Origin of the sequence: Pseudomonas sichuanensis (genome assembly GCF_003231305.1) — a bacterium.
GTDB classification, from domain to species: Bacteria; Pseudomonadota; Gammaproteobacteria; order Pseudomonadales; family Pseudomonadaceae; genus Aquipseudomonas; species Aquipseudomonas sichuanensis.
On the sequence record NZ_QKVM01000035.1, the window covers coordinates 20,296 to 42,054 of the forward strand.

General features: G+C 66.5%; 23 protein-coding genes. 16 read left to right on the forward strand and 7 right to left on the reverse strand.

The window, feature by feature from the left end:
• Positions 1–10: 10 nt before the first annotated feature.
• The 4 genes from DM373_RS18145 (at position 11) to DM373_RS18160 (ending at position 2,352) form a co-directional block, all read left to right on the forward strand.
• Positions 11–931 (forward strand): LysR family transcriptional regulator, encoded by a 921-nt coding sequence (locus DM373_RS18145; RefSeq protein WP_110994893.1) that lies wholly within the window; start codon positions 11–13, stop codon positions 929–931.
• Between the two features lie 33 nt (positions 932–964).
• Positions 965–1,351, forward strand: a complete 387-nt coding sequence (locus DM373_RS18150) for a lysozyme inhibitor LprI family protein (protein WP_110994894.1) — start codon at positions 965–967, stop codon at positions 1,349–1,351.
• 140 nt (positions 1,352–1,491) lie between these two features.
• The gene (locus DM373_RS18155) at positions 1,492–1,932 is read left to right on the forward strand and encodes a Panacea domain-containing protein (protein ID WP_244215095.1); all 441 of its coding nucleotides are present in this window, start codon (positions 1,492–1,494) and stop codon (positions 1,930–1,932) included.
• 3 nt (positions 1,933–1,935) lie between these two features.
• Entirely contained in the window at positions 1,936–2,352 is a 417-nt protein-coding gene (locus DM373_RS18160) for a hypothetical protein (RefSeq protein WP_110994896.1), read from the forward strand.
• Between the two features lie 109 nt (positions 2,353–2,461).
• Here DM373_RS18160 and mnmH read toward each other — a convergent pair whose 3' ends face one another.
• Both mnmH and selD read right to left on the reverse strand, forming a co-directional pair.
• Positions 2,462–3,568 (reverse strand): tRNA 2-selenouridine(34) synthase MnmH, encoded by a 1,107-nt coding sequence (gene mnmH, locus DM373_RS18165; RefSeq protein ID WP_110994897.1) that lies wholly within the window; start codon positions 3,566–3,568, stop codon positions 2,462–2,464.
• Entirely contained in the window at positions 3,568–4,602 is a 1,035-nt protein-coding gene (gene selD / locus DM373_RS18170; RefSeq protein ID WP_110994898.1) for a selenide, water dikinase SelD, read from the reverse strand. The genes mnmH and selD overlap by 1 nt, the downstream gene beginning before the upstream one ends.
• A 123-nt stretch (positions 4,603–4,725) precedes the next feature.
• Between selD and DM373_RS18175 the strand changes: the two genes are divergently transcribed.
• From DM373_RS18175 to phnE, 4 genes are read left to right on the forward strand one after another with little or no spacing between them, the layout of a single operon-like run.
• Entirely contained in the window at positions 4,726–5,580 is an 855-nt protein-coding gene (locus tag DM373_RS18175) for a putative selenate ABC transporter substrate-binding protein (protein ID WP_110994899.1), read from the forward strand.
• Positions 5,577–6,371 carry a phosphonate ABC transporter ATP-binding protein gene (locus DM373_RS18180; RefSeq protein ID WP_110994900.1) on the forward strand — a complete coding sequence of 265 codons (795 nt, stop codon included), beginning with the start codon at positions 5,577–5,579 and terminating at the stop codon, positions 6,369–6,371. The genes DM373_RS18175 and DM373_RS18180 overlap by 4 nt, the downstream gene beginning before the upstream one ends.
• Positions 6,365–7,192, forward strand: coding sequence for a PhnE/PtxC family ABC transporter permease (locus DM373_RS18185; RefSeq protein WP_110994901.1), 828 nt, complete (start codon positions 6,365–6,367; stop codon positions 7,190–7,192). Before DM373_RS18180 ends, DM373_RS18185 begins: the two co-directional genes overlap by 7 nt.
• Positions 7,189–7,956, forward strand: a complete 768-nt coding sequence (gene phnE / locus DM373_RS18190; RefSeq protein ID WP_110994902.1) for a phosphonate ABC transporter, permease protein PhnE — start codon at positions 7,189–7,191, stop codon at positions 7,954–7,956. Before DM373_RS18185 ends, phnE begins: the two co-directional genes overlap by 4 nt.
• Before the next feature lie 3 nt (positions 7,957–7,959).
• Here the strand turns inward: phnE and DM373_RS18195 are convergent, their stop codons facing one another.
• Positions 7,960–8,748, reverse strand: a complete 789-nt coding sequence (locus DM373_RS18195) for a lysophospholipid acyltransferase family protein (RefSeq protein ID WP_110994903.1) — start codon at positions 8,746–8,748, stop codon at positions 7,960–7,962.
• Positions 8,748–9,503 (reverse strand): L-ornithine N(alpha)-acyltransferase, encoded by a 756-nt coding sequence (gene olsB / locus DM373_RS18200; protein ID WP_110994904.1) that lies wholly within the window; start codon positions 9,501–9,503, stop codon positions 8,748–8,750. Before olsB ends, DM373_RS18195 begins: the two co-directional genes overlap by 1 nt.
• A gap of 146 nt (positions 9,504–9,649) precedes the next feature.
• Here olsB and DM373_RS18205 point away from each other — a divergent pair, with 146 nt between their 5' ends.
• The 6 genes from DM373_RS18205 (at position 9,650) to DM373_RS18230 (ending at position 14,528) form a co-directional block, all read left to right on the forward strand.
• A complete protein-coding gene (locus tag DM373_RS18205) occupies positions 9,650–10,537 on the forward strand; it encodes an acyl-CoA dehydrogenase middle domain-containing protein (RefSeq protein ID WP_110994905.1) in 888 nt (295 codons plus the stop codon).
• Between the two features lie 171 nt (positions 10,538–10,708).
• The gene (locus DM373_RS18210; protein ID WP_110994906.1) at positions 10,709–11,785 is read left to right on the forward strand and encodes a serine hydrolase domain-containing protein; all 1,077 of its coding nucleotides are present in this window, start codon (positions 10,709–10,711) and stop codon (positions 11,783–11,785) included.
• The gene (locus DM373_RS18215) at positions 11,782–12,078 is read left to right on the forward strand and encodes an amidase (protein ID WP_110994907.1); all 297 of its coding nucleotides are present in this window, start codon (positions 11,782–11,784) and stop codon (positions 12,076–12,078) included. Before DM373_RS18210 ends, DM373_RS18215 begins: the two co-directional genes overlap by 4 nt.
• Positions 12,079–12,122: 44 nt before the next feature.
• Positions 12,123–12,716 carry a YceI family protein gene (locus DM373_RS18220; protein ID WP_110994908.1) on the forward strand — a complete coding sequence of 198 codons (594 nt, stop codon included), beginning with the start codon at positions 12,123–12,125 and terminating at the stop codon, positions 12,714–12,716.
• 1 nt (position 12,717) lies between these two features.
• Entirely contained in the window at positions 12,718–13,875 is a 1,158-nt protein-coding gene (locus DM373_RS18225) for a phospholipase D-like domain-containing protein (protein ID WP_110994909.1), read from the forward strand.
• Positions 13,876–13,949: 74 nt separating this feature from the next.
• The gene (locus DM373_RS18230) at positions 13,950–14,528 is read left to right on the forward strand and encodes a DJ-1/PfpI family protein (RefSeq protein WP_110994910.1); all 579 of its coding nucleotides are present in this window, start codon (positions 13,950–13,952) and stop codon (positions 14,526–14,528) included.
• A 167-nt stretch (positions 14,529–14,695) separates the two neighbouring features.
• On the opposite strand, the gene DM373_RS18240 is transcribed toward DM373_RS18230, so the two are convergent.
• A complete protein-coding gene (locus DM373_RS18240; protein WP_110994911.1) occupies positions 14,696–15,094 on the reverse strand; it encodes a nuclear transport factor 2 family protein in 399 nt (132 codons plus the stop codon).
• Positions 15,095–15,209: 115 nt separating this feature from the next.
• Here DM373_RS18240 and DM373_RS18245 point away from each other — a divergent pair, with 115 nt between their 5' ends.
• Together DM373_RS18245 and DM373_RS18250 are read left to right on the forward strand one after the other, a co-directional pair.
• Complete coding sequence (locus DM373_RS18245) at positions 15,210–15,800, forward strand: GNAT family acetyltransferase (protein WP_110994912.1); 591 nt, start codon at positions 15,210–15,212, stop codon at positions 15,798–15,800.
• Positions 15,797–16,681, forward strand: a complete 885-nt coding sequence (locus tag DM373_RS18250; RefSeq protein WP_110994913.1) for a carbon-nitrogen hydrolase family protein — start codon at positions 15,797–15,799, stop codon at positions 16,679–16,681. Before DM373_RS18245 ends, DM373_RS18250 begins: the two co-directional genes overlap by 4 nt.
• On the opposite strand, the gene DM373_RS18255 is transcribed toward DM373_RS18250, so the two are convergent.
• Entirely contained in the window at positions 16,669–19,122 is a 2,454-nt protein-coding gene (locus tag DM373_RS18255) for an RHS repeat domain-containing protein (RefSeq protein ID WP_110994914.1), read from the reverse strand. The two genes, DM373_RS18250 and DM373_RS18255, sit on opposite strands and share 13 nt — an antisense overlap.
• Positions 19,119–21,719 (reverse strand): RHS repeat domain-containing protein, encoded by a 2,601-nt coding sequence (locus tag DM373_RS18260; RefSeq protein WP_110994915.1) that lies wholly within the window; start codon positions 21,717–21,719, stop codon positions 19,119–19,121. Before DM373_RS18260 ends, DM373_RS18255 begins: the two co-directional genes overlap by 4 nt.
• Positions 21,720–21,759 lie beyond the last annotated feature (40 nt).

Here is a 21,759-nt window from a genome sequence, read left to right on the forward strand (position 1 = left end):
TATTCGTGCCATGGATGATTTGCGCCGCATCGACCTCAACCTGTTGCTCACCCTGCATGCCCTGCTCAGCGAACGACATGTCTCGCGGGCGGCTCTGCGCCTGCACCGCAGCCAACCGGCGGTAAGCCACGCGCTGGCCCAGCTGCGCGAGATTTTCGCTGACCCGCTGCTGGTCCGCCGGGGCGGCGGGTTGCAACTGAGCGCCCGTGCCGAAGCCCTGCGCGAGCCTTTGCAGCAGGCGCTGCAACAGCTCGATGGCCTGCTCGGCAGCCCCGGCTTCGAGCCGGGCCGGGCGCGCCGCACCTTCCGCCTGGCGATGTCGGACTACGGCGCGCGGGTGGTGCTGCCGGCGTTGCTGCGGCTGTTGCGCGAGCAGGCGCCGGGCATCGACCTGGTGGTGTCCCAGGGCAGCCGCGAGGCGATGCTCGGGCAACTGATCGATGGCGAGACCGACCTGGCGCTGGGTGTGTTTCCCGAGTTGCCTGCCGAGGTCTGCGAGCAAGTGCTGTTCGAGGAGTCGTTCGTCTGCCTGGCCGACCGTGGCACGCTGCCGCCGCGCGGCGGGCTGGACTTTGCCCAGTGGCTGGCCCGCCCCCATGTGCTGGTGGCGGTGCGCCCGGGGATCGACAACGAAATCGACCTGGCCCTGGGCGTGCTCGGTGCGCGCCGCCGCATCGCCCTCAGCCTGCCGCACTGGGGGGCCGCCCTGGGGTTGCTCGCCGGTACCGACCTGGTGCTCACGGTGGCTCGCCGCAGCCTGGAGGGCGCCCGGCTGGACCCGGCCTTGCGCCAGTTCCCGCCACCGCTGGCGATCGCGCCATTCACGTTCTGCCAGGCCTGGCATTCGCGTCGCGAGGGGGATGCCGGGCACCGTTGGCTGCGCAGGCAACTTCAGACTTTGTGTACGGCCCCGGCGTTGGCCGAGTGCTAGGCTGTGGGCCGAACACCCGTGAAAGGACTACCCATGCTCAAGCGTTATCTGCTTGCCGGCAGCACCCTGCTGGCCATCACCGCGGCCCAGGCCGAAGATTACTCGTCCAGCTATACCCAGTGCATGGACAAGGCCTCCAGCACTTTGGCCATGGGTGCCTGCATCCAGGCCGAGACCAAATTGCAGGATGAGCGCCTGAACCGTGTCTACAAGCAATTGATGGCCAAGCTAGAAGACCAGCAGCAGAAGGACCTGCGCGAGGTGCAGCGCAGCTGGATCAAATACCGCGACGGCAACTGCGCGTTCCACGGTACCTTGAGCAGCGGCAGCCTCTACCGCATCGAAGGGGCAATGTGTGCGATGGACATGACCAAGGACCGCGCGGCGGAGCTGGAACGGGTGCTCAGCCCGGGGCAGTGATGCAGCATCAGCTTACAGATTGGTGTTGTCACAGGCGCTCCTGCGGGTTTCATCAATGCGCTTTGAGCTGTATTTTTGTACAGCCCTGGCAGGACAACGATTGCCCTGCCAGGATGGCTCATTACCTATGGGAGGGTGTCATGGCTCACAGCATCGATGTCGCCAACCACTTTCTCACGCTGGAAGGTGAGGCCGGCGAAATCTCCAATCTCAAGCTGCAGAAGCTGGTCTATTACGCCCAGGGTTTCAGCCTGGCGCTGCTGGGCAAACCACTGTTCGAGGACCGTATCGAAGCCTGGATGCATGGCCCGGTAGTGCCTGAGCTGTACCGCTGTTTCAGCCTGCATGGTTCCAACCCTATCCCCGCACCGGCCCTGTTCGAACCCACGATGTTCTCCCGCGAGCAGTCGCGGCTGATCGCGGAGGTGTTCGCAGTTTATGGGCAGTATTCCGCCTGGAAGCTTCGCCAGTTGACCCACGAGGAAGACCCTTGGCGGGACAACTACCAGGAGGGCGCATTCAGCCGGGAAATCCCTCGGCACGAGATGGAGCGGTATTTCAGGAACCACCTGGTGAATTGACCCATGGCACGCAAGCGGATCAAGGAACGAGACGCACACAGCGCCCAGATCAAAGCTCGGCAAGTCGTTACCGATGCGGATGACTCCGAGTTGAAGCCCCCGGTTTTTTCTTTGGAATACCTGCAACCGGGATGGTGCATTGAAGATTGCCAGCAACTGGAGCGCGCCAAGATGCTGCAAAGGCTGCGCCAGATCAGCCAGCGCACCTGGCGGGAAATTCGGCAGTTGCACCGGCACGGCTACGGAACCGAGACCATCGCCCATGGCAGTATCAAGGCTGCACTGCCCTCATTCCTTACCGAGGATGTTCGGCTTTTGGCGTTCAGGGCCTATGACCTGGTGGCGATGGTCGGCTATCGCAGTGGCCGGGTATTTCATGTGATCTGGATTGATCGACAGTTCAAACTCTATAACCACTGATGTCTGCGGCCTTCGCGGGGCAAGCCCGCTCCCACAGGTACCGCGCAAGCCTTGAGGTCACGCGGTCGGTGTGGGAGCCGGCTTGACGGCGAAGGGGCGCGAAGCGCCCTTAGTGCTGCCCGCGCCGGGCACGGGCCTTGAGGTACTCGCGCACCTCCCGTGCATCCCCGGCAAACTCGATCCGCCCGGCCTTGGCGTCGCGCTGATAGGCGTACATCGGGTCGTAGTATTCCTTGAGCAACCCTTCGATCCAGCCCTGGTGCAGGCTCACATCACCGCTGCGCAACTGCTCGTCGAGGGCCTGGCCAAGCAGCGCGGACAACCGCTGAAAACGCTCGCCACCCAGACGCTTGTGGATATTGGCCATGCTTTGGCGCAGGCGCTCGGCGTAAAGCTTGCGACCGTCTTCCTCACCGTGCACGGTAACGAATTCGGCGCACAGATCGGTCACGTAATCGCGCAGGATGCGCGCCACGCGGCTGTCGAAACTGTCCTCCAGCCACACCAGCGGGTAGTGCTGCATGCCTTGGTAGAGCTCCAGTGGCACCGTGCAGCTGCCAACGATGCGGCCCTCGTCTTCCAGCACGAACTGGCCGATGCCCCGGTCGCGCTTTTTCAACAGGTCGATGGCCAGTGCGTTCTCGAAGTCGATCTGCGCCGGCTGCGCGGTGGCGCGCTTGCCGAAGCTGGAGCCGCGGTGGTTGGCATGGCCTTCGAGGTCCAGCACGTTGTCCAGCTGGTGCAGCACGTCGGTCTTACCGGTGCCGGTGAGGCCGCCCAGCAGCACGAAGTCGCACTGCTCGACCGCCTGCTGGGTGGTTTCCAACAGCAGGCTGCGCATGGCTTTGTAGCCACCGACCACCTTGGGGTAATGGATGCCGGCTTCCTTGAGCCAGCCCTGGACGATCTGCGAGCGCAGCCCGCCACGGAAGCAATACAGGTAACCGTCGGGGTGGGCCTGGGCGAACGCCGCCCAGGCTTGCAGGCGTTGCGCTTTCACCGCGCCGTTGACCAACTGGTGGCCAAGGGTGATGGCGGCGGCCTGGCCCTGCTGCTTGTAGCAGGTACCGACCTTCTGCCGCTCCTGGTCGGTCATCAGCGGCAGGTTGACCACGCCGGGGAAGGCGCCTTTGTTGAATTCGACAGGGGCGCGCATGTCCATCATCGGCACGTCGTCGAGGAACAGCTGTTTCAGGTGGGTGCAGTCGGGGCGCATCAAATCACCTCGACTGCGTGGCTCTGTCGCTCCACCAGCTCACCGATCGGTGCCAGTGCGAGGTTCAGCTCGGCGGCCACGGCCAGGAACTCGGCTTCGCCTTCAGGGCTGACCGCCACCAGCAGGCCACCGCTGGTTTGCGGGTCGCACAGCAGGTGCTTCTGATCGTCGCTCAGAGCGCCGATCTTGTGCCCATAGCTTTCGTAGTTGCGCAGCGTGCCGCCGGGGATGCAGCCTTCGGCCAGGTAGTGGTCGACGCTGGGTAGGCGTGGCACGGCAGCGAACTGCAGGCGTGCGGTGAGCTTGCTGCCTTCGGCGACTTCGACCAGGTGGCCAAGCAGGCCGAAGCCGGTGACGTCGGTCATGGCTTTGACGCCGTCGAGCTTGCCGAAGCGGCTGCCTGGGGTGTTGAGGGTGCACATCCAGTCGCGGGCCAGGCCACGGTCCTGGTCACGCAGCTTGGCTTTCTTCTCGGCGGTGGTGAGGATGCCGATGCCCAGCGGCTTGGTCAGGTACAGGCGGCAACCAACGCTGGCAGTGTCGTTGCGCTTGAGGTGGCGCTTGCTCACCACGCCGGTGACGGCCAGGCCGAAGATCGGCTCGGGGGCGTCGATGGAGTGGCCGCCGGCCAGCGGGATGCCGGCTTCGGCGCACACGGCGCGGCCGCCACGAATCACTTCGCGGGCCACCTCCGGCGGCAGTAGATTGACCGGCCAGCCGAGGATGGCGATGGCCATCAGCGGGTCGCCGCCCATGGCATAGATGTCGCTGATGGCGTTGGTGGCGGCGATGCGGCCGAAGTCGTAGGGGTCGTCGACGATGGGCATGAAGAAGTCGGTGGTCGAGACCACGCCGCGTTCGTCGTCCAGGGCGTACACGGCGGCGTCGTCGCGCGAGGCGTTGCCGACCCACAGGTTGGGGTCCAGGGCCTGGGTGCCGCTCTCGGCGAGGATCACATCCAGCACCTTGGGGGAGATCTTGCAGCCACAACCGGCGCCGTGGCTGTACTGGGTCAGACGAATCGGCTCGCTCATACGCACCTCTGCACAAATAGTGGCGCGATTGTAGCAAAGCTGGCCTTTGCGCCAGCGGCTCTTATAATTCCACTGCGTCGGCCATCGCCGCACCTTCCCCGCTATTGAACCGGAGAACCCCCCATGCTCAAACGCCCTCTGGCACTCGCTGCCGGCCTCGTGCTGTCCTGCTGCGCCGTCGTTGCCCAGGCCGCCGATGTACTGCGGGTCAGCGCCATCCCCGATGAAGCGCCGACCGAACTGCTGCGCAAGTTCAAGCCGCTGGGCGAATACCTCGAGAAGCAGTTGGGGATGGAGGTCAAGTTCGTCCCGGTCGCCGACTACCCGGCGGTGGTCGAGTCGCTGGCCAGCAACCGCCTGGACCTGGCATGGCTGGGTGGCTTCACCTTCGTCCAGGTGCACCTGAAGGACCCGACCGCCACCCCGTTGGTGCAGCGTGAGCAGGACGCCCAGTTCACCAGCAAGTTCATCACCGCCAACCCCGACGTGAAGAGCCTCAAGGACCTCAAGGGCAAGACCTTCGCCTTTGGCTCGATCTCGTCCACCTCCGGCAGCCTGATGCCGCGCTACTTCATGCTCAAAGAAGACAACATCAAGCCGGAGGACTACTTCAGCCGCGTTGCCTACTCCGGTGCCCACGACGCCACCGTGGCCTGGGTGGCGGCCGGCAAGGTCGATGGCGGCGTGCTCAATGCGAGTGTGTGGCAGAAGCTGGTCGATGCCGGCAAGGTCGATACCAGCAAGGTGAAAGTGTTCGCCACCACCCCGACCTACTACGACTACAACTGGACCGTGCGCGGCAACATGGACCCGGCGCTCAAGGAAAAGATCAAGCAGGCTTTCCTCGCCCTCGACCCGGCCAAGCCTGAGCAGAAGGCGATCCTCGACCTGCAGGCCGCCAGCCGCTTCATCGAGACCAAGCCTGAGAACTACCAGGGCACCGAGCAAGCGGCGCGTGAGGCCGGCCTGCTCAAGTGAGTATCCGTCTGCAAGGGGCCGGCCTGCGCCATGGCCAGGTCCAGGCCTTGCACGCAGTCGACCTGCGTATCGAAACGGGCGAGCGGGTAGCGATCATCGGCCCGTCCGGGGCGGGCAAATCCAGCCTGCTGCACCTGATGGCCACGGCGGTGCAACCCAGCGCCGGGCGCCTGGAACTGCTGGGAACACAACCCTGGGCACTGTCGGCTGGCGCCCGTCAGCACCTGCGTGCACGGGTGGCGCTGGTGCACCAGGCGCCACCGTTGCCGCCCCGCCAGCGGGTGGTGACGGCGGTACTGGCCGGGCGCCTGGGGCAGTGGAGCAGCTTGCGTGGCCTGCTCAACCTGCTGCACCCGAGCGATGTGCCTGGCGTGCGCCAGGTGCTGGCCGAGCTGGGCCTGGCGGACAAGCTGTTCGTGCAGTGCGGGCAGTTGTCCGGTGGCCAGTTGCAGCGGGTCGGCATCGCCCGGGCGCTGTATCAGCAGCCGCAGGTACTGCTGGCCGACGAGCCGGTGTCGGCGATGGACCCGGTGCTGGCTGATCACAGCCTGGCCCTGCTCAACCGCCACGCCGTGGCCCAGGGCGTGACGCTGGTGGCCAGCCTGCATGCCGTGGAGCTGGCGTTGGCGCACTTCCCGCGGGTGGTCGGTATCCGCGAGGGCCAGGTGGCCTTCGACTGCCCGGCCACGGCGGTGACCCAGGGCCTGCTCGATGCGCTCTATGCCAACGAACAGCTTGGCTCACCTGTTGCCCCAGGCCCGACCCTGACCGTGCAGATCCCGCGATGCTGAACACTGACGCCCGCGATCCGGCGGCGCTGCCTCGCCTGCTGGTGGCGCTGCTGTGCCTGGCGTTGCTGTGGCCAGGGTTGCAGTTGAGCGAATTGAACCCCGGTGTGTTGCTGCAGGCAGATAACCGTCAGCAGATGGCCAGTTTCGTCGCGGGCTTCTGGCCGCCGGCCCATGACCGCGAATTCCTCGGCCTGCTGTGGCAGGCCACGTTGCAGACCTTGGCCGTGGCTACCGCCGGCATGACCCTGGCGCTGCTGCTGGCGCTGCCGGCCAGCTTGCTGGCGAGCCGTGCGCTGTCGCTGCGTGCGGCGTCCCGGGGCGGCAGGGCAGGCGGCTGGTCGCGCACCCTGCGGCTGCCGGTGCGGGGGCTTTTGGTGTTCCTGCGCAGCGTGCCGGAGATCGTCTGGGCGCTGTTGTTCGTGCGCGCCGTGGGCCTGGGGCCGACCGCCGGGGTGCTGGCCATCGCCATCACCTACAGCGGCATGCTCGGCAAGGTCTATGCGGAAATCTTCGAGTCGGTCGACCAGCGCCCGGCCCACGCCTTGATGCAAGCCGGCAGCGGGCGGTTGGCGGCATTCTGCTACGGCATCCTGCCCAACGCGGCGGCCGAAGTGGTGTCGTACACCGTGTACCGCTGGGAGTGCGCGGTGCGTGCCTCGGTGGTGATGGGCTTCGTCGGCGCCGGCGGCCTGGGGCAGCAGATCGACTTGTCGATGCGCATGTTCGCCGGCGCCGAGGTGGCGAGCATGCTGCTGGCGTTCCTGGCGCTGGTGACCCTGGCCGATATCCTCAGCCGCTTGCTGCGCGGGAGGCTGGCATGAACCGGGCGATCAATCTGCTGGTGCTGTTGGCGATCGTTGCCGCGGTGCTGGCCTCGTTCGCCTACCTTGAGCTGGACATGCAGGCCGTGGTCGGCAATGGCGGGCTGGCGCAGATGGGCGAGTACGCCGGGCGCTTCCTGCACCCGGACCTGTCCGCCGGGCACCTGCGCGCAGTGGGCTGGGGCGCGTTGGAAACCCTGGCCATGTCCGGGCTGGGCACCTTGCTGGCGATGGTTCTCGGCATGCTGCTGGCACTGCCCGCCGCTGGCCGATTCGGCTGGCCGTTGCAAAGTGCGACGCGGTTGCTGCTCAATGCGCTGCGGGCCATTCCTGAACTGGTCTGGGCAGCGCTGACGGTGCTGGCCGCAGGGTTGGGGCCCAATGCCGGGACCCTGGCTTTGGCGCTGCACACCGCCGGCGTGCTGGGCCGCCTGTTCGCCGAAGCGCTGGAGAACGCGCCGCCGCAACCGGCGGCGGCGATCCGCCTGCAGGGCGGCAGCCAGGTGGCGGCGTTCTGTTTCGGTACCTTGCCCAACCTGTGGCCGCAGTTGCTGGCGTACAGCCTGTACCGCTGGGAGAACAACATCCGCATGGCCAGCGTGCTGGGCTTCGTCGGCGCAGGCGGCCTGGGGCAGATGCTCTACACCACCCTGAGCCTGTTCCAGGAGGCCCAGGCCAGCACGGTGATCATCGCCATGCTGGTGCTGGTGCTGCTGGTGGATGCTTTCAGCGACCTGCTGCGCCAGCGTTACGTGCGCGCCTGAACCTCAGGCTGCGCGCGCCTGGCGTCGCGGCGCTGCTTCTACCGACTCGGCGCCGAACAGTGCCAGTTGAATCGCCTGCTGGGCCTGGAAGGCCAGCGCGGCGCGTTCCTTGTCGGCGCTGGTGACTGGCGCCAGCAAGTGGATCACCACTTCGCCACGGTCCTGGCCGAACAGGCGCATCAGGTGCGACACCAGGTCGTCCTCGCCGATGAAGGGGGCGATCGGGTCCGGCTCGCCACCGCGCAGGTACTGGATCGCCACCGGCTGCAAGGGGGTACCGTGGTCGATGGCACCGGCCAGCAGGCGACCATGGAAGGTACGCAGGCTGCGGCCATCGGTGGTGGTGCCTTCGGGGAAGATCAGCAGCGGTTGCTGCTGCTCCAGCTGGCCGCTGATCTGTTCGCGCAGGCGCTGGCCGTCGCCACCGCCACGGCGGATGAACAGGGTGCCGGCCTTCTCGGCCAGCCAGCCGGCTACCGGCCAGTGGCGCACTTCGGCCTTGGACAGGAACGACAACGGGGTGAGCATGCCCAGCAGTGGGATATCGGTCCAGGACACGTGGTTGCTGACCCACAGCATCGGCCGTTGCGGCAAGCTGCCGACCACCCGCACCTCGAAGGGCAGGGCGCCGACCAGGCGCTGCATGAACATGCGCGTCCAGCGCTGGCGGCGTTCGAGCGAAGCCTTGAACCCCAGGCGTTCGCCTACGGCGATCAGGCTGGCCATGGCCAGGCCCAGCGCCAGGACCATGCACAACCGCAGCAGGCGGGCGCAGGCCCGCAGGCGCGGCATCAGACTGCCGCCTTGAAGTGGCGGGCGTAGCGCGGGCAGAGGTCGTCGCGCTTGAGCAGGATGAACACGTCGGCGACCTGGAAATCCTCGTCCCAGCACGGCTCCCCGCAGATCTTCGCGCCCAGGCGCATGTAGGCCTTGAGCAGCGGTGGCATCTCGGTGATGACGTTGCCGGGGATATCCAGGCTGGGCAGCGGGTTCTTCGGTTCGGCGCGCAGGTGCTCGGTGCACAGGTAGCGGTCGCGCAGGCGCTGCATGATCGCATGGGCCTGCACACCGCCATCCTGCATGGGGATGCTGGCGCAGCCCATCAGGTAGCTGTAGCGGCCTTCGTTGAGCACCTCTGCCAGCTCGCCCCAGAGCACGGCGATGGTGCCGCCGTTGCGGTAGTCGGCATCGACGCAGGTGCGGCCCAGCTCCAGGATCGGGCCTTGCAGTTGCAGCAGGCCGTGCAGGCGGAACTCTTCTTCGCTGTAGAAGCGCCCCAGGCTGCTGGCGGCCTGGTGGTCGAGCAGGCGGGTGGTGGCCACCAGTTGGCCGGTGGCCAGGTCACGCACACCGATGTGGCGGCAGTGGATGTCGTAGTCGTCCATGTCCAGGCCCTGCTCGGCACCTTTGAGCTTGGCCTTGAATTCTGCGCTGAACACCTTGTAGCGCAGGGCCTGTGCTTCCTGCAGGGCTGCCTCGCCAACCAGGCGTTCGGCTTGCAGACGGCGTTCAGGGCTGTTGTCGCCAGAGCGAGCGATCCGAGTCATTGCGAGTCTCCATAAGCCAGCCAAAGGGTTGCGGCCGGTCGGCTTTGTTGTGCAAAGTCAGCCTAGGTAGGGGCGGTGTCACCCCTGTGAACCTTTGGTGATGCTTGCGTGACACCCACCCACAAGCCCTTTTCAAGGAGCGTCCGATGGCCTGGTTGCAACGACTCAACGACCCGCTGCGGCATCCGCTGGCGGCCACCCTTGGCGAGACCTACGCGGCATTGCTCGAACGCCTCGGGGTCGTCAGCCCGTTCGAGCTGGCGGTACTCGGCGGGCGGGCCATGGCCACGCCGGGGCTGGCGTTCCTGGTCGGCTACCAGGCCGCCTTGCGTGTGCTCTGGCCCAGTGCCCCGGCCAGCCTCGGCGCCTTGTGCGCCACCGAGCGGCGCAGCGTGCGCCCGGCCGACATGCACACCCGTCTGGAGGGCCTGCGCCTGACCGGCAGCAAGGATTTCGTCACCGCCGGGCTGGATGCCGAATGGCTGCTGGTGGCGGCGCGCAGCGAACTGCCCGGTGAGGCGGTACGCTTGCAGCTGGCAGTGGTCTACCCGGGGGAGCCGGGGGTGACCGTGGAGGCCTTGCCGACCTTGCCGTTGATGCCCGAGGTGGGGCATGGCCGTGTGCGCCTGGACGAGGCGGCCTGCGAGCTGCTGGCCGGGGATGGCTGGGATGCTTACGTCAAGCCGTTCCGCTCCCTCGAAGACCTCTATGTGCTCGCCGCGCTGGTGGCCTGGCTGCATGGCGTGGCCCAGGAATGCGCGTGGCCGCAGCCGTTGCGTCTGCGCTTGATCGGCTTGCTTGCCGGCTGTGCCGAAGGCAGTCGTCAGTGTGCCGACAGCGTTGCCTGTCACCTGTTGCTGGGTGGCTTGTTCGCGCAGTTCGAGAGCCTGCGCGCCGAGGTCGACAAGGCCTTTGGCAATGGGCCTGGCCACTGGGCGCAGTTGTGGCAGCGCGACCAGGGGGTGTTGGCGCTGGCCAGCGCTGCCCGGGACAAGCGCCTGAGCAAGGCCTGGAGCGCCGCAGGACTGTCATGAAAGCCTGAGAGGCTTGATTCATTTGCAAGGCCATCGCGGGGCAAGCCCGCTCCCACGCAGGGTTGGACTGCCCCCATGAAGTTGGACACCAATCCAACCTGTGGGGCCAGTCCATATCGTGGGAGCGGGCTTGCCCCGCGATAGGTCGCAAAGCAGCCGAAGGCAATCACAATGAAGGCAATACTGCTGGCCTTGGCCATGGTTATTGGCCCTGTCTGGGCCGAGGACTGGCCCACCTTGGATTGGCCGGTCGACAAAACCGCCATCGACTGGCAAGCCGTCGACACCTACGCCTTCGCGCCGCGCACCACCGACCGCAGCGGCATTCGCACCGACGCGTTGCTGATCATCCGCGATGGCCGCATCATTCATGAGCGCTACAGCGCCCCGACCCGCGCCGACACCCCGCACCTGACCTGGTCGGTGAGCAAGAGCGTGCTGGCGGCGGTAATGGGCGTAGCCTTCGGCGAAGGCCGGTTCAAGCTCGATGATCCTGCTGCCCGCCATTACCCGCCCTTGCAGCAACACCCCGAACTGCGGCTGCGCGACCTGCTGCACTGGGCCAGCGGCCTGGCCTGGCAGGAGGACTACGAATACGCGCCGTTGAAGTCGTCGGTAGTGGCCATGCTCTACACCCGTGGCCGCGCCGACATGGCGGCCTACACCGCGGCCATGCCCGCCGCCAGCGCGCCCGGCCAGCGCTTTGTCTACTCCAGCGGTGACAGCAATCTGCTGGCCGCGACCTTGCGTGGCATGCTCGACGCCGGCCAGTACGATGACTATCCCTGGCAGGCGCTGTTCACCCCGCTGGGTATCGACAGCGCGGTCTGGGAGCGCGATGACGCCGGCACCCTGGTCGGTTCCTCTTACCTGTACCTGAGCGCTCGCGACCTGGCGCGCATCGGTCTGTTGATGCAGCGCGACGGGCGTTGGGGCAAGCGGCAGTTGTTGCCCGCCGACTGGGTGGCGTTCAACCGCACCCTGTTCGCGCAGGCCGAACCGATACCCGGTGAGGCCAACCCGGGCGGCCACTGGTGGCTCAACCAGCCGCTACCCGGCCAACCCTTGCCCTGGCCCGACGCACCGGCGGGTACCTTCGCGGCCCTCGGCCACTGGGGCCAGGCCCTGTATGTGCTGCCGGCGCAGAAGCTGGTGATCGTGCGCTACGCCGATGATCGCGACGATAGTTACAGCCACAACGAACTGCTCAAGCGCGTGCTGGCCGCGCTGGCCGGGGAGGGTGCATGAAGCGGATTGCTCTGCTACTGGTAGTGGCCCTGCTGGCCTGGGCCTGGCACGAACGCCAGGCGCTGGCGGACTTCCCCGGCATCCTCTCGGCCTACTCGGCCAAGGAATACTGTTCGTGCCGTTTCGTCATGGGCTTCGACCAGGCGTACTGCCGGGGCTACGTCAAGCAGTGGCTGCCGCTGGGCCTGCTGGAAGAGGACGGCGCTGCTCGCCGGGTCAGCGCCGAAGGCCTGGGCCGGCGCAGCCTGGCGGCCTGGCAGGGCGCGCGCGAGGGCTGCCGCTTGCTGCCGTGAAACCGGGCGGGTAAGGTTGACGGCCTTGTGTAACAGGATTTCACATGTTCAAGCCGTCCCGTGTTCTGCCCTCGCTGCTGCTGCCCCTGTTCCTGGCCGCTGGCTTGCCCGCCCATGCCAACTGGCACCTGGATGGCGAGTCGTCGCGGCTGTCCTTCGTCACCGGCAAGAATGGCAACATCGCCGAAGTGAACCGTTTCCTGGTGCTGCATGGCGCGGTCGATCGTAAGGGCGCGGCCGAGGTGAGCATCGAGATGGACTCGGTCAGCAGCGGCATCCCGCTGCGCGACGAGCGCCTGCGTGACGAACTGTTCGAAGTAGAGCGCTTCGCCGACGGCAAGGTGCAGGCGCAGATCGACCTGCGCCCGATCAACGACCTGGCCAACGGTGCCCAGCTCGAGCTGCGCCTGCCGGTGAGCGTCACCGTGCATGGCCAGACCCACAACTACGACACCCTGTTGCTGGCCACGCGCCTGGACGAACGGCGCTTCCAGGTGGTGACTCTGGAACCGCTGGTGCTGCGTGCCGACCACTTCGGCCTGCTGCCGGGGCTGGACAAGCTGCGCAAGCTTGCCGGGCTCAAGTCGATCAACCCGTCGGTGCCGGTGAGTGCGGTGCTGATCTTCAACGCCCGCTGACATGCCGGGGCCGGTCTTCCCCTGGCGGGATGGCAACCAGTTCGAATTGTTGATCGACGGCCCCGAATTCTTTCCGCGCATGCTGCTGGCCATCGTGCGCGCCGAGTTCCAGGTTGACCTGGAGCTGTACCTGGTCGAAGGCGGCGCCTGCGCCGAGGCGGTGGTGGATGCCCTCGAGCAGGCCGCCCGACGTGGCGTGCGGGTGCGCTGCCTGTTCGATGACTACGGCTCGCTGGCTTTCCCCACGGCCCTGCGCCAAAGGTTGCTGGCGGCCGGCGTCTACCTGCGCTGGTACAACCGCCTGCGCTGGCGCCGGGGCTTGCGCAACCTGTACCGCGATCATCGCAAGCTGCTGCTGGTGGACGAGCGCTGGGCGGTGGTCGGCGGCACTGGTGTGACCGACGAGTTCTGGCAGCCCGGCGAACCCACCAGCGATTGGCACGAAGTGATGGTGGGCATCCAGGGGCCGTTGGTCGGCGACTGGCAACTGCTGTTCGACCGTCAATGGGCCGCCAACCAGCGGCGTACCGCCTGGCGTCCACCCGAAGGCTTTGGCCTGCCGCGCTTGCCGCAGGTGCCGGCGCAGGGGCAGGGCATGGGCCGGGTGGCCTATGCCGATGCCCGCCAGCACAAGGACATCCTGCATGCGCTGGTGCGCGCGTTGAACAGCGGCCAGCAGCGTATCTGGCTGGCCACCCCGTACTTTTTGCCCACGTTCAGCGTGCGCCGCTCGTTGCGCCGCGCCGCGCAGAAGGGCGTCGATGTGCGCCTGCTGCTCACCGGGCCGCGCACCGACCACCCGGCGGTGCGCTACGCCGGCCACCGTTATTACCCCCGGTTGCTGCGCGCCGGGGTGCGGATCTTCGAATACCAGCCGTGCTTCCTGCACCTGAAGATGGTGCTGGTGGACGACTGGGTCAGCGTCGGTTCGTGCAACTTCGACCACTGGAACCTGCGCTTCAACCTCGAAGCCAACGTCGAAGCACTCGACCCGCCGCTGACCGCTGCCGTGGCCGCCAGCTTCGAGCGTGATTTCGCCCAGAGCCAGGAGGTCGACCTGGCCCGCTGGCATGCCCGCCCGTTGTGGCGGCGGGTGCAGCAGCGGCTGTGGGGCTGGCTGGACCGGTTGGTAGCCAACCTGCTCAATCGACGCGACTAGCGGCTTATATCGCTGGCCGGCAAAGCGGACTATCGTGCTGGGATTGTTCCCATGCAACGGAAGGAGTGGATGCGATGACGGCGAAGAAGATTCTCATGCTGGTCGGTGACTACGTCGAAGACTACGAGGTGATGGTGCCGTTCCAGGCCCTGGCCATGGTGGGCCATACCGTCCATGCGGTATGCCCGGAGAAGATCGCGGGGCAAACGGTACGCACGGCGATCCACGACTTCGAGGGCGAGCAGACCTACAGCGAGAAGCCCGGGCACAACTTCGCCCTGAACTACGACTTCGTCCAGGTGCGGGCCGAAAGCTATGACGCGCTGCTGATCCCTGGCGGACGAGCACCGGAGTACCTGCGCCTGAACGAGAAAGTGCTGGAGCTGGTGAGGGCGTTCGACCAGGCGGGCAAGCCGATTGCCGCGGTGTGCCATGGCGCGCAGTTGCTGGCGGCGGCCGGGGTGCTGGAAGGCCGCGAGTGCAGCGCCTACCCGGCCTGCGCGCCGGAAGTGAGGCTGGCGGGCGGCAAGTTCATCGATATCGCGGTGGATCAGGCGCATGTGGATGGCAACCTGGTGACGGCGCCGGCGTGGCCTGCGCATCCGGCTTGGCTGGCGGCGTTTCTCAAGGTGCTGGGGACGAGGATCGCCTGACCTTCTGCCACAGAACTGCACATGAGTGGTTGATTTAGCAGGGGCCTGTGGGAACGGCTTTAGCCGCGAACACCGGCGAAGCCGGTGCCATGTACCGCGTCGCTTGCTTCGCGGGTAAACCCGCTCCCACAGGGTACGCGACATGCTTGCCAGGCCCCGCTGATCTTTCAGCCCACCTGCTCGACCCAGTCATTGAGGTTGTAGTAGTTGCTCACCCGGGCAATCTTGCCGCAGTGAATGTAGAAGAACGCCCCTGCCGCCAGCACATACTTCTGCCCACTGGCCGGCGGCAAGCCTTCATCGTCGGCCAGGTACTCGCCATGCACGGTGAACTCCGCCGCCGCGCGATTGCCTTCGGCGTTCTGCATCACCACCAGATCGGCCAGCCGCTCGCGGTAGCAGCGGTTCATCTTGTCCATGAACGCGGCAAACCTGGCCTTGCCCATCTGCCGCTCGCCCTGGTTGATGTCATGGATCACGTCCTCGCTGAGCAGGGCGAGAAAGGCTGGCATGTCGCCGGCGTTGAAGGCGTTGTAGTAGGCGGTGACGAGTTCGGTAGCGGTCATGGAGAAATACCTGTCGCGCAGGGGAAAGGGAATGGCCTGGGCCCGATGATAGGGTTTCCCCTCAGGCCCGGCTTAGCCGAGCGCGTCATCCACATCGACAAAACGACCGCCCCCCATGGAAATTCGCCTGCTCCATGGCGCCGCCATCGCGCCTTACATCGATGACCTCGCTCGCCTGCGCCTGACGGTGTTCCGCGAGTTTCCCTACCTCTACCAAGGCACTGAAGCCTATGAAGCCGATTACCTGGCCACCTATGCCCGGTCCGGGCGCAGCCTGGCAGTGCTGGCGCTGGACGGCGGCCAAGTGGTCGGCGCTTCAACCGGCCTGCCGCTGGTGGACGAGACGCCCGAGTTCCAGCAGCCGTTCCTGGCCCAGGGCCGTGACCCGGCCTCGGTCTACTACTTCGGTGAGTCGGTGCTGCTGCCGGCCTACCGTGGCCAGGGCCTGGGCGTGCGCTTTTTCATCGAGCGCGAGTCCTATGCCCACAAGCTGGCCGAGTTCGACTATTGCGCCTTCTGCGCGGTGGAGCGCCCGGCCGGGCATCCGCGCCGGCCTTCGGACTACAAACCCTTGCATGGTTTCTGGCGCAACCGTGGCTTCCTGCATGAGCCCTCGCTGCGCACTACCTACAGCTGGCGCGATCTCGACGAGCAGGAGCAGTCGAGCAAGATCATGTCGTTCTGGCTCAAGGCGTTGCCGGCATGATCCGCCTCGCCGCCTGCCAGTACGCCATCGAGCTGTTCGAAACCTGGGAGGCTTACGCAGCGCATCTTGAACGGCTGTGCGCCGAGGCAGCCGAACAGGGGGCGCAACTGCTGCTGTTGCCGGAATACGCCGGGATGGTACTCAGCGGGCAGTTGCCCGCCGATCAGCGCAGCGACCTGAAAGGCTCGATCGCCGGGATTCAGCCGTTGATCGAGCCCTGGCTGGACCTGTGCGAAGCCATCGCCCGCCGCTGGCGCGTCTATCTGCAGCCCGGCAGCACACCGGTACTGGACAGCGATGGCCGCTACCGCAACCGCGCCTGGTTGTTCGGCCCCGAGGGGCGGCTGGGCCACCAGGACAAGCTGATGATGACGCGCTTCGAGCGCGAGCAGTGGGACATCGCCCCCGGGCGGGGGCTGCGGGTGTTCGACACGGCGCTGGGGCGCTTGGGCATCCTGATCTGCTACGACAACGAGTTCCCCCTGCTTGCCAGGCACCTGGCCGAGGCCGGTGCCGACCTGATTCTGGCGCCCAGCTGCACCGACACCGAGGCCGGTTACCACCGCGTGCGCATCGGCGCCCAGGCCCGGGCGCTGGAGAGCCAGATCGCCGTGTTGCAGAGCCCGAGCGTGGGGCAGGCGAGCTGGTCGCCGGCGCTGGACGTGAATGTGGGCCGCGCCGGGTTGTTCGTGCCGCCGGATCATGGCATGCCGGCGGATGGCGTGATCGCACTGAGCGCCGAGCTTGATCCGCCTGGCAGCCAATGGTTGTGGTGCGACCTTGATCTTGGGCTGCTTCGTCGGGTGAGGCGGGAGGGGCAGGTCCTCACCCGACGGGACTGGCCGGAACAGTTCTCTGCGTGCGTCGCTCAACCAGGGTGATAGAGCTGGCTCTTGGCAACCGAGTAGGGCTTGTCGGCAAAAGCTGGGACATGGCCGTTGAGCCGGCGCCAGGCCCTGCTTGCCAATGATGGCTTGTAGACAGGTATGTTGTTGATGCCTCCGGTCCAGAGCGGTTCGTATTTTCGAGGCATCTGCAGGGCGGCGGCCCCTCGCAGGAAAATCTTCTGGTTGTAGGCTTCCACGGGCCGGCGCAGCTCATTGGCGATCTTCTGCGCCGCACCGCTCTTGCCGCCCCAGCACGCCAGTAACACGATCTTCTGGTCGGCCGGGTAGCCCATCTCGGCCAGGCGTGGTGCGATCAGGTTCCTGGCGATGTTCGCGGCATCGTCGGCCTGGCCCTGGGCATTCATCAGCATGCCCAGCGGGTGGCCGTGAGTCATGAATGCCGCGGTGTTCTCTGCATACAAGTTGGGGATGAAGGCCACATCGCTACCGTCCTTGGTGGTGCCGAACAGCACCGTGGCGGGGCGCTGGCCGCCACCCGGGCCAACTCTGTAAGGCTTGAAGTGTGCCAGCTTGCTGGCCGCGCGACCCGAGCAGCTCGAAAGCCCGGCAGCCCATTTGGCCGCCGCAGGCGCCATGCCCGTCACCGCGCTGGCAATGCCGGTGCCCAGGGCGATCCAGCCAAGCACGCTGGCGGCCTTGCTGTCGGCATCGCTGGCTTGCAGGGCGGCACCAGCGGCCCCGGTGCCGAGGGAGATGGCACTGAGGGCGGCGGTGCTGATTGCCAGGGCACTGTTGGCGCTGAGGGCGCCCAGGCCGCCGGCGAGGACGGTGGCGACGGCCGGGGCGGCGGTGCCCAGGCTGCCCAGGGTGGCCGCGGCGCCCATGGCCAGGCCGATGCCGACCACGGTCCAGCTCATCCAGCTGTGGCCATCCGGGTCGATGCAGTTGACCGGGTCGCCGCCGCAGTAGGCGTAGGCATTGATGCCACCACGACCGAACGGGCTTTCGCTGTCGGGGGCGAGGAAAGTCATCAGCAGCGGATCGTAGGGGCGATAGCCGCCAGGGATCAGCCAACTGGTCAGCGGTTCCTGGCGTTCCCCGGCAAAGCCGAACCGGGACACGGCCGAATCGTTCGGCCCGCTGCCGTGAGCGGTGTAGCGGTATTCGCGAACATCGTCGCCCGCTTCCAGGCGTACGCTGCCCTGGCCGTCGCAGCCAAGCAGGGTGGTATTGGCGCCTGGGTGGTTGATCGCGAACAACGAGGCGCCAACACCCACCAGGCCGTGGTGTTGACCAGACTGCTGTGTGTGGGTCAGTTGATCGGCGCTGAAGAAACTGCGCGCGAGCTGGCCATCGAGCACCCGGTCGCACAGGTGGCCGCTGGCGTCGTAGCGGTACTCGCAGGTTCTGCCATCGAGCTGCACCCGTGCCAAGCGCTCATGTGCGTCCCAGTTCAGCTGACGGCCCAGGCTGTCAGCGATCAGGCGACCGCACGCATCGTAGGTGAGGTCGATCCGTTCGGGCCAGGACGGGTGGGTATGGGTGATCGAGACAACCTGGGTGGGGTCGTTTTCGGCGTAGCTGAACCGAGCCTCGTCAAGGGTGCCATCGGCAAAGTTACTGACCATCCGGGTATGGCCGTCCAGGGCGTTGAAGCTCAAACGCTGTTCGACGACCCGGTTACCGAAGGGGTCTTGCGGCGCGGCGTGCAGGTCGGCCCGGTAGTGCACCAGGCGTCCACGCAAGTCGTAGGCGAAGGTCTCTTCGCCCTGCTGCTCGCCGTCATGCCAGGTGCGTGAGATGAGTTGGTCGAGGCCCGAGTAGGCGAGGGTCTGGGTGAAGGTCCGGGTGTTGCCGTCCTTGAGCACGGTGAAGGTGTTGCGATGTTCGCGGCCCATGCTGTCGTAAGTCATTTTTCGCGTGAGTCGGCGGTCAGCGACGGGGTCCTGGGTGGTCACGGCTTCAAGGCGGGAGAAGGCGTCGTAGGCAAAAGTGGTCGTCACGTCGCCGACCTTGAGCACGCTGAGCCGGCCGAGCCCATCGTGGTGACGCTGGTGCTCCACTGCGCTGCTGTCGGTGAAGCCCAGCAGCAGGCCATTGAGCGAGTGGCGCCATTGGGTGCTGTGTTCCTCGCCATCGACCTGCCAGGTATCACGCAGCGGCAGGCCCGCTGCGTCGAAGCTCCAATGCTGGCTGCCCAGCTCGCCGCTGGCGGCGCACGGCAGGCCAAGCGTGGGGTGGTAGTCGATGCGTTGCTGTGTGGCGCCGTCGGCGTGGCTGCCAAGCAATGCATTGCCCAGCTGTGGCGCGTAGGTGAAGGCCACGCGCTTGCCATCGGCCAAGGTGTTGGCGCTGGGCGGCAACTGCCCGGCCCGGTAGTGATAGAGGGTGGTGCGCCCGGCGACTACCACCGAGCGCTGGCGGCCGAGGCCGTCGAAGGTCTGGCGACCGAGAATCATGCTGTCGGTGGTCATGCGGGGGCCTGCGCTTGTGCGGGAGTGATGGCAATGGTTTCCACGTGCTGGTCGTCGCTGTGGGCGGCGAAGGTCCAGGCCAGGCGGGTGCCGTCGGGCAGCTGTTGCTCGACTAGCCGCGAGTAGTGGTCGTAGCGCTTGCGGTTGACGATGTCGGTCGAGCCTGGGACGGTGAGGCGCTCTTCGATGACCCGGTCCAGGCCATCGCGAGTGAGCTTCAAGGTGCGCACCAGCTGGCCGTCGCTGTCGAAATGCTGTTGTCGGGCAGGGCTGCCGGCCGCATTCAGCTCGATGACCTGTCGCGGGCCGTTGCGCCCTGCGCCAACCTGCCAGTGCTCGGTACGCTGGCGAATCGGGTCATGGCGAACATGCTGCTCGATGCCCTCGGGGCTGATGCGCAGCGAGGCCTGACCCCAGTCATCGTAGGCGGTGGTGGTGGTCAGGCGCAGTGGTGCAATGCCTTCGCCGAGCCAGTCCATGGCCGTCTCGCTGACCGGACGGCCCATCGCGTCGAACCTTGTGCATGAGACGGTTCTGAAGGTGCCCGGTGCCTGCTGGATATCTTCCAGCTCCACCCTGACCGTTCGCCCATCCCCATCGAGCCACTGCCGTTGGCGGCGACCACTGACCTCGACCTGTTCGACCATCACGGGGTTGGGCGCCTCGCCGTTGGCGGCTTGCCTGGCGATGGTGTCGCCCAGGTGGTAGCTGGCCTGGCGCTCGGCCTGGTAGGGGCTGCCGGCGGCCGTGATGGTGCGCACGATCCGGCCGAGCGGGTCATGGGCGTAGGTGGTGAGTGCCCCTGCCTCGTCACGCTCCCAGGTGGTCAAGCCGCTCAGCAGCGAGCGGGCATCGCTGCGGGTCGAGCGGTTCTCGGCGTCGTTCTCGAAGCCGATGAGCGTGGTCTGCGTGACCAGTTCATCGTGTTCGGTGCGGTAGTGGTATTCGGTCGTGGTGGTCTTGCCGTTCAAGGTCGTGGCGCTGCCGGCCAGCCGACCGTAGCCGGGGCCTGGTGTGGTGCAGTAGGCCTGGCGGGTGGTTTCCAGCAGGCATTGCTCGCCCTCATCCCAACCTTGTTCGCGAGCCACCACTGTGTGGGCAGGTTCGCCCTCGAGCAGCGATGGCAGAGCCTGATACGTATATAGGGTGCCTAGTGTGGGTGCCTGGCCGTCAGCCGGTGCTGGCGTCACGGTCTTGTTCCTGAGCCAGCGTACCCGGCCCAGGGCATCGGCCGGGCAACCGTCGGCGCCGGTCGCCGGGTAGTAGCTGTTGTGTTCCTCGACACCGCTGGGGTAGCGCACGTGCAGGATGTTGCCGGCCTCATCGTACCGGTAGGTGGTGGTCTCGCTGCGGTTGGCGCCATCGCGGGCATGATCGATATAGGTCATGCAGACCTGCTGGGGCAACTGGCACCAGGCCGGCTGCTGTTCCCAGGTGAGGCTCGGGTCCACGCCATGGGTGGTGGTCCTGCGTGTTTCACACAGGCCTTTGCGCGTCACTTCGCTGACCAGCAGGTGATGGCGGTCCCAGGTGAAGTGATGGCTGCCAAGGGCCCGGCCGTCGCCGTCGCTCAGGGTTTCGATGACTTCATAGCGATAGTCGCCTTCGACCTGGTACAGGTTGTCTCGGCCGGTGTGCCACACGAAGGCCTGGTCGCTGCCGAAGCCCAGAAAGTTGTGTTCGCCGAGCCAGGTGTAGCTGCGGTTGAGTTCGGTGCCGTTGTGGCCGGTGGCATGGGTCCAGGCCGCCACCCGAGGCAGGTAGGGGAAGGGGGCTCCCGGCGGCAGGCGATGGCCATCGCTGTCGCTGGCCCAGTGCACGAAGTCCTCGGCACCCAGCGGGCTGCGGATGTAGCTGGGCAGCAGCAAGGTCGTCGCGTCGGCAAGGTCGATGGGCTCGTAGTCGATGCTGAACGGTTCGGCGACGCCAGGTAGATGGACCTCGGTCAGCCAGTCATTGCTGAGCAGCGCGCGCAAGCTGGCGGGCTGCTGGCTGTGCGGGTTCAGGATGAAGTGCAGCTCGCCCTGGCGGTCCTCGAGGACCAGCAGGGGGCGTTGTTCGTCGCGGATCTGCTGGAGCCTGAAATCGCCCTCGGCGAACGGCAGCCAGTCGAAGAACAGCCTGCGACCTTCCGGGGAGCGCAGCTCGGCCAGCAGGTAGCGGCCGCTGTCGCTGTGCTGGCGCCTGAGAATCTCGCTTTCCCCGGACTTGTGGTCGACGCGCAGGCTGCCATCGGCCTGCCAGGTCACCAGGAAAGTGGTCAGTTTCTGATCGTGCAACGCCAGTCGACCATTGACGGTGAACTGGGAAGCACCTAGGTCGACGGCGAACTGCTCGCCCGAACTCAGGCGCAGTCTTGGTGCGTTCTGGTCCAGATCGATTTCCGACAGGCCCAGGGCCCAACCTTGGCCATAACCGCGATCGAGCGCGGAGTTCAGCAAGTTGAAGCTGAGCGTCAGGCTCAGGGCGGGGCCGCAGAGCTGGTTGGCCGGTGGCAGGGGCAGGGCGATGGCCAGGGTGAACTGGCCGGTGCGAGGGTCTACGCCGGTCTTCAGGAAGTCCAGGAAGTTGCCGGCTTGAGTGTGCAGTGTGGACATGCAGGTTTCCTCGGTTGAACCAGAAACGCCAGGCACCCTT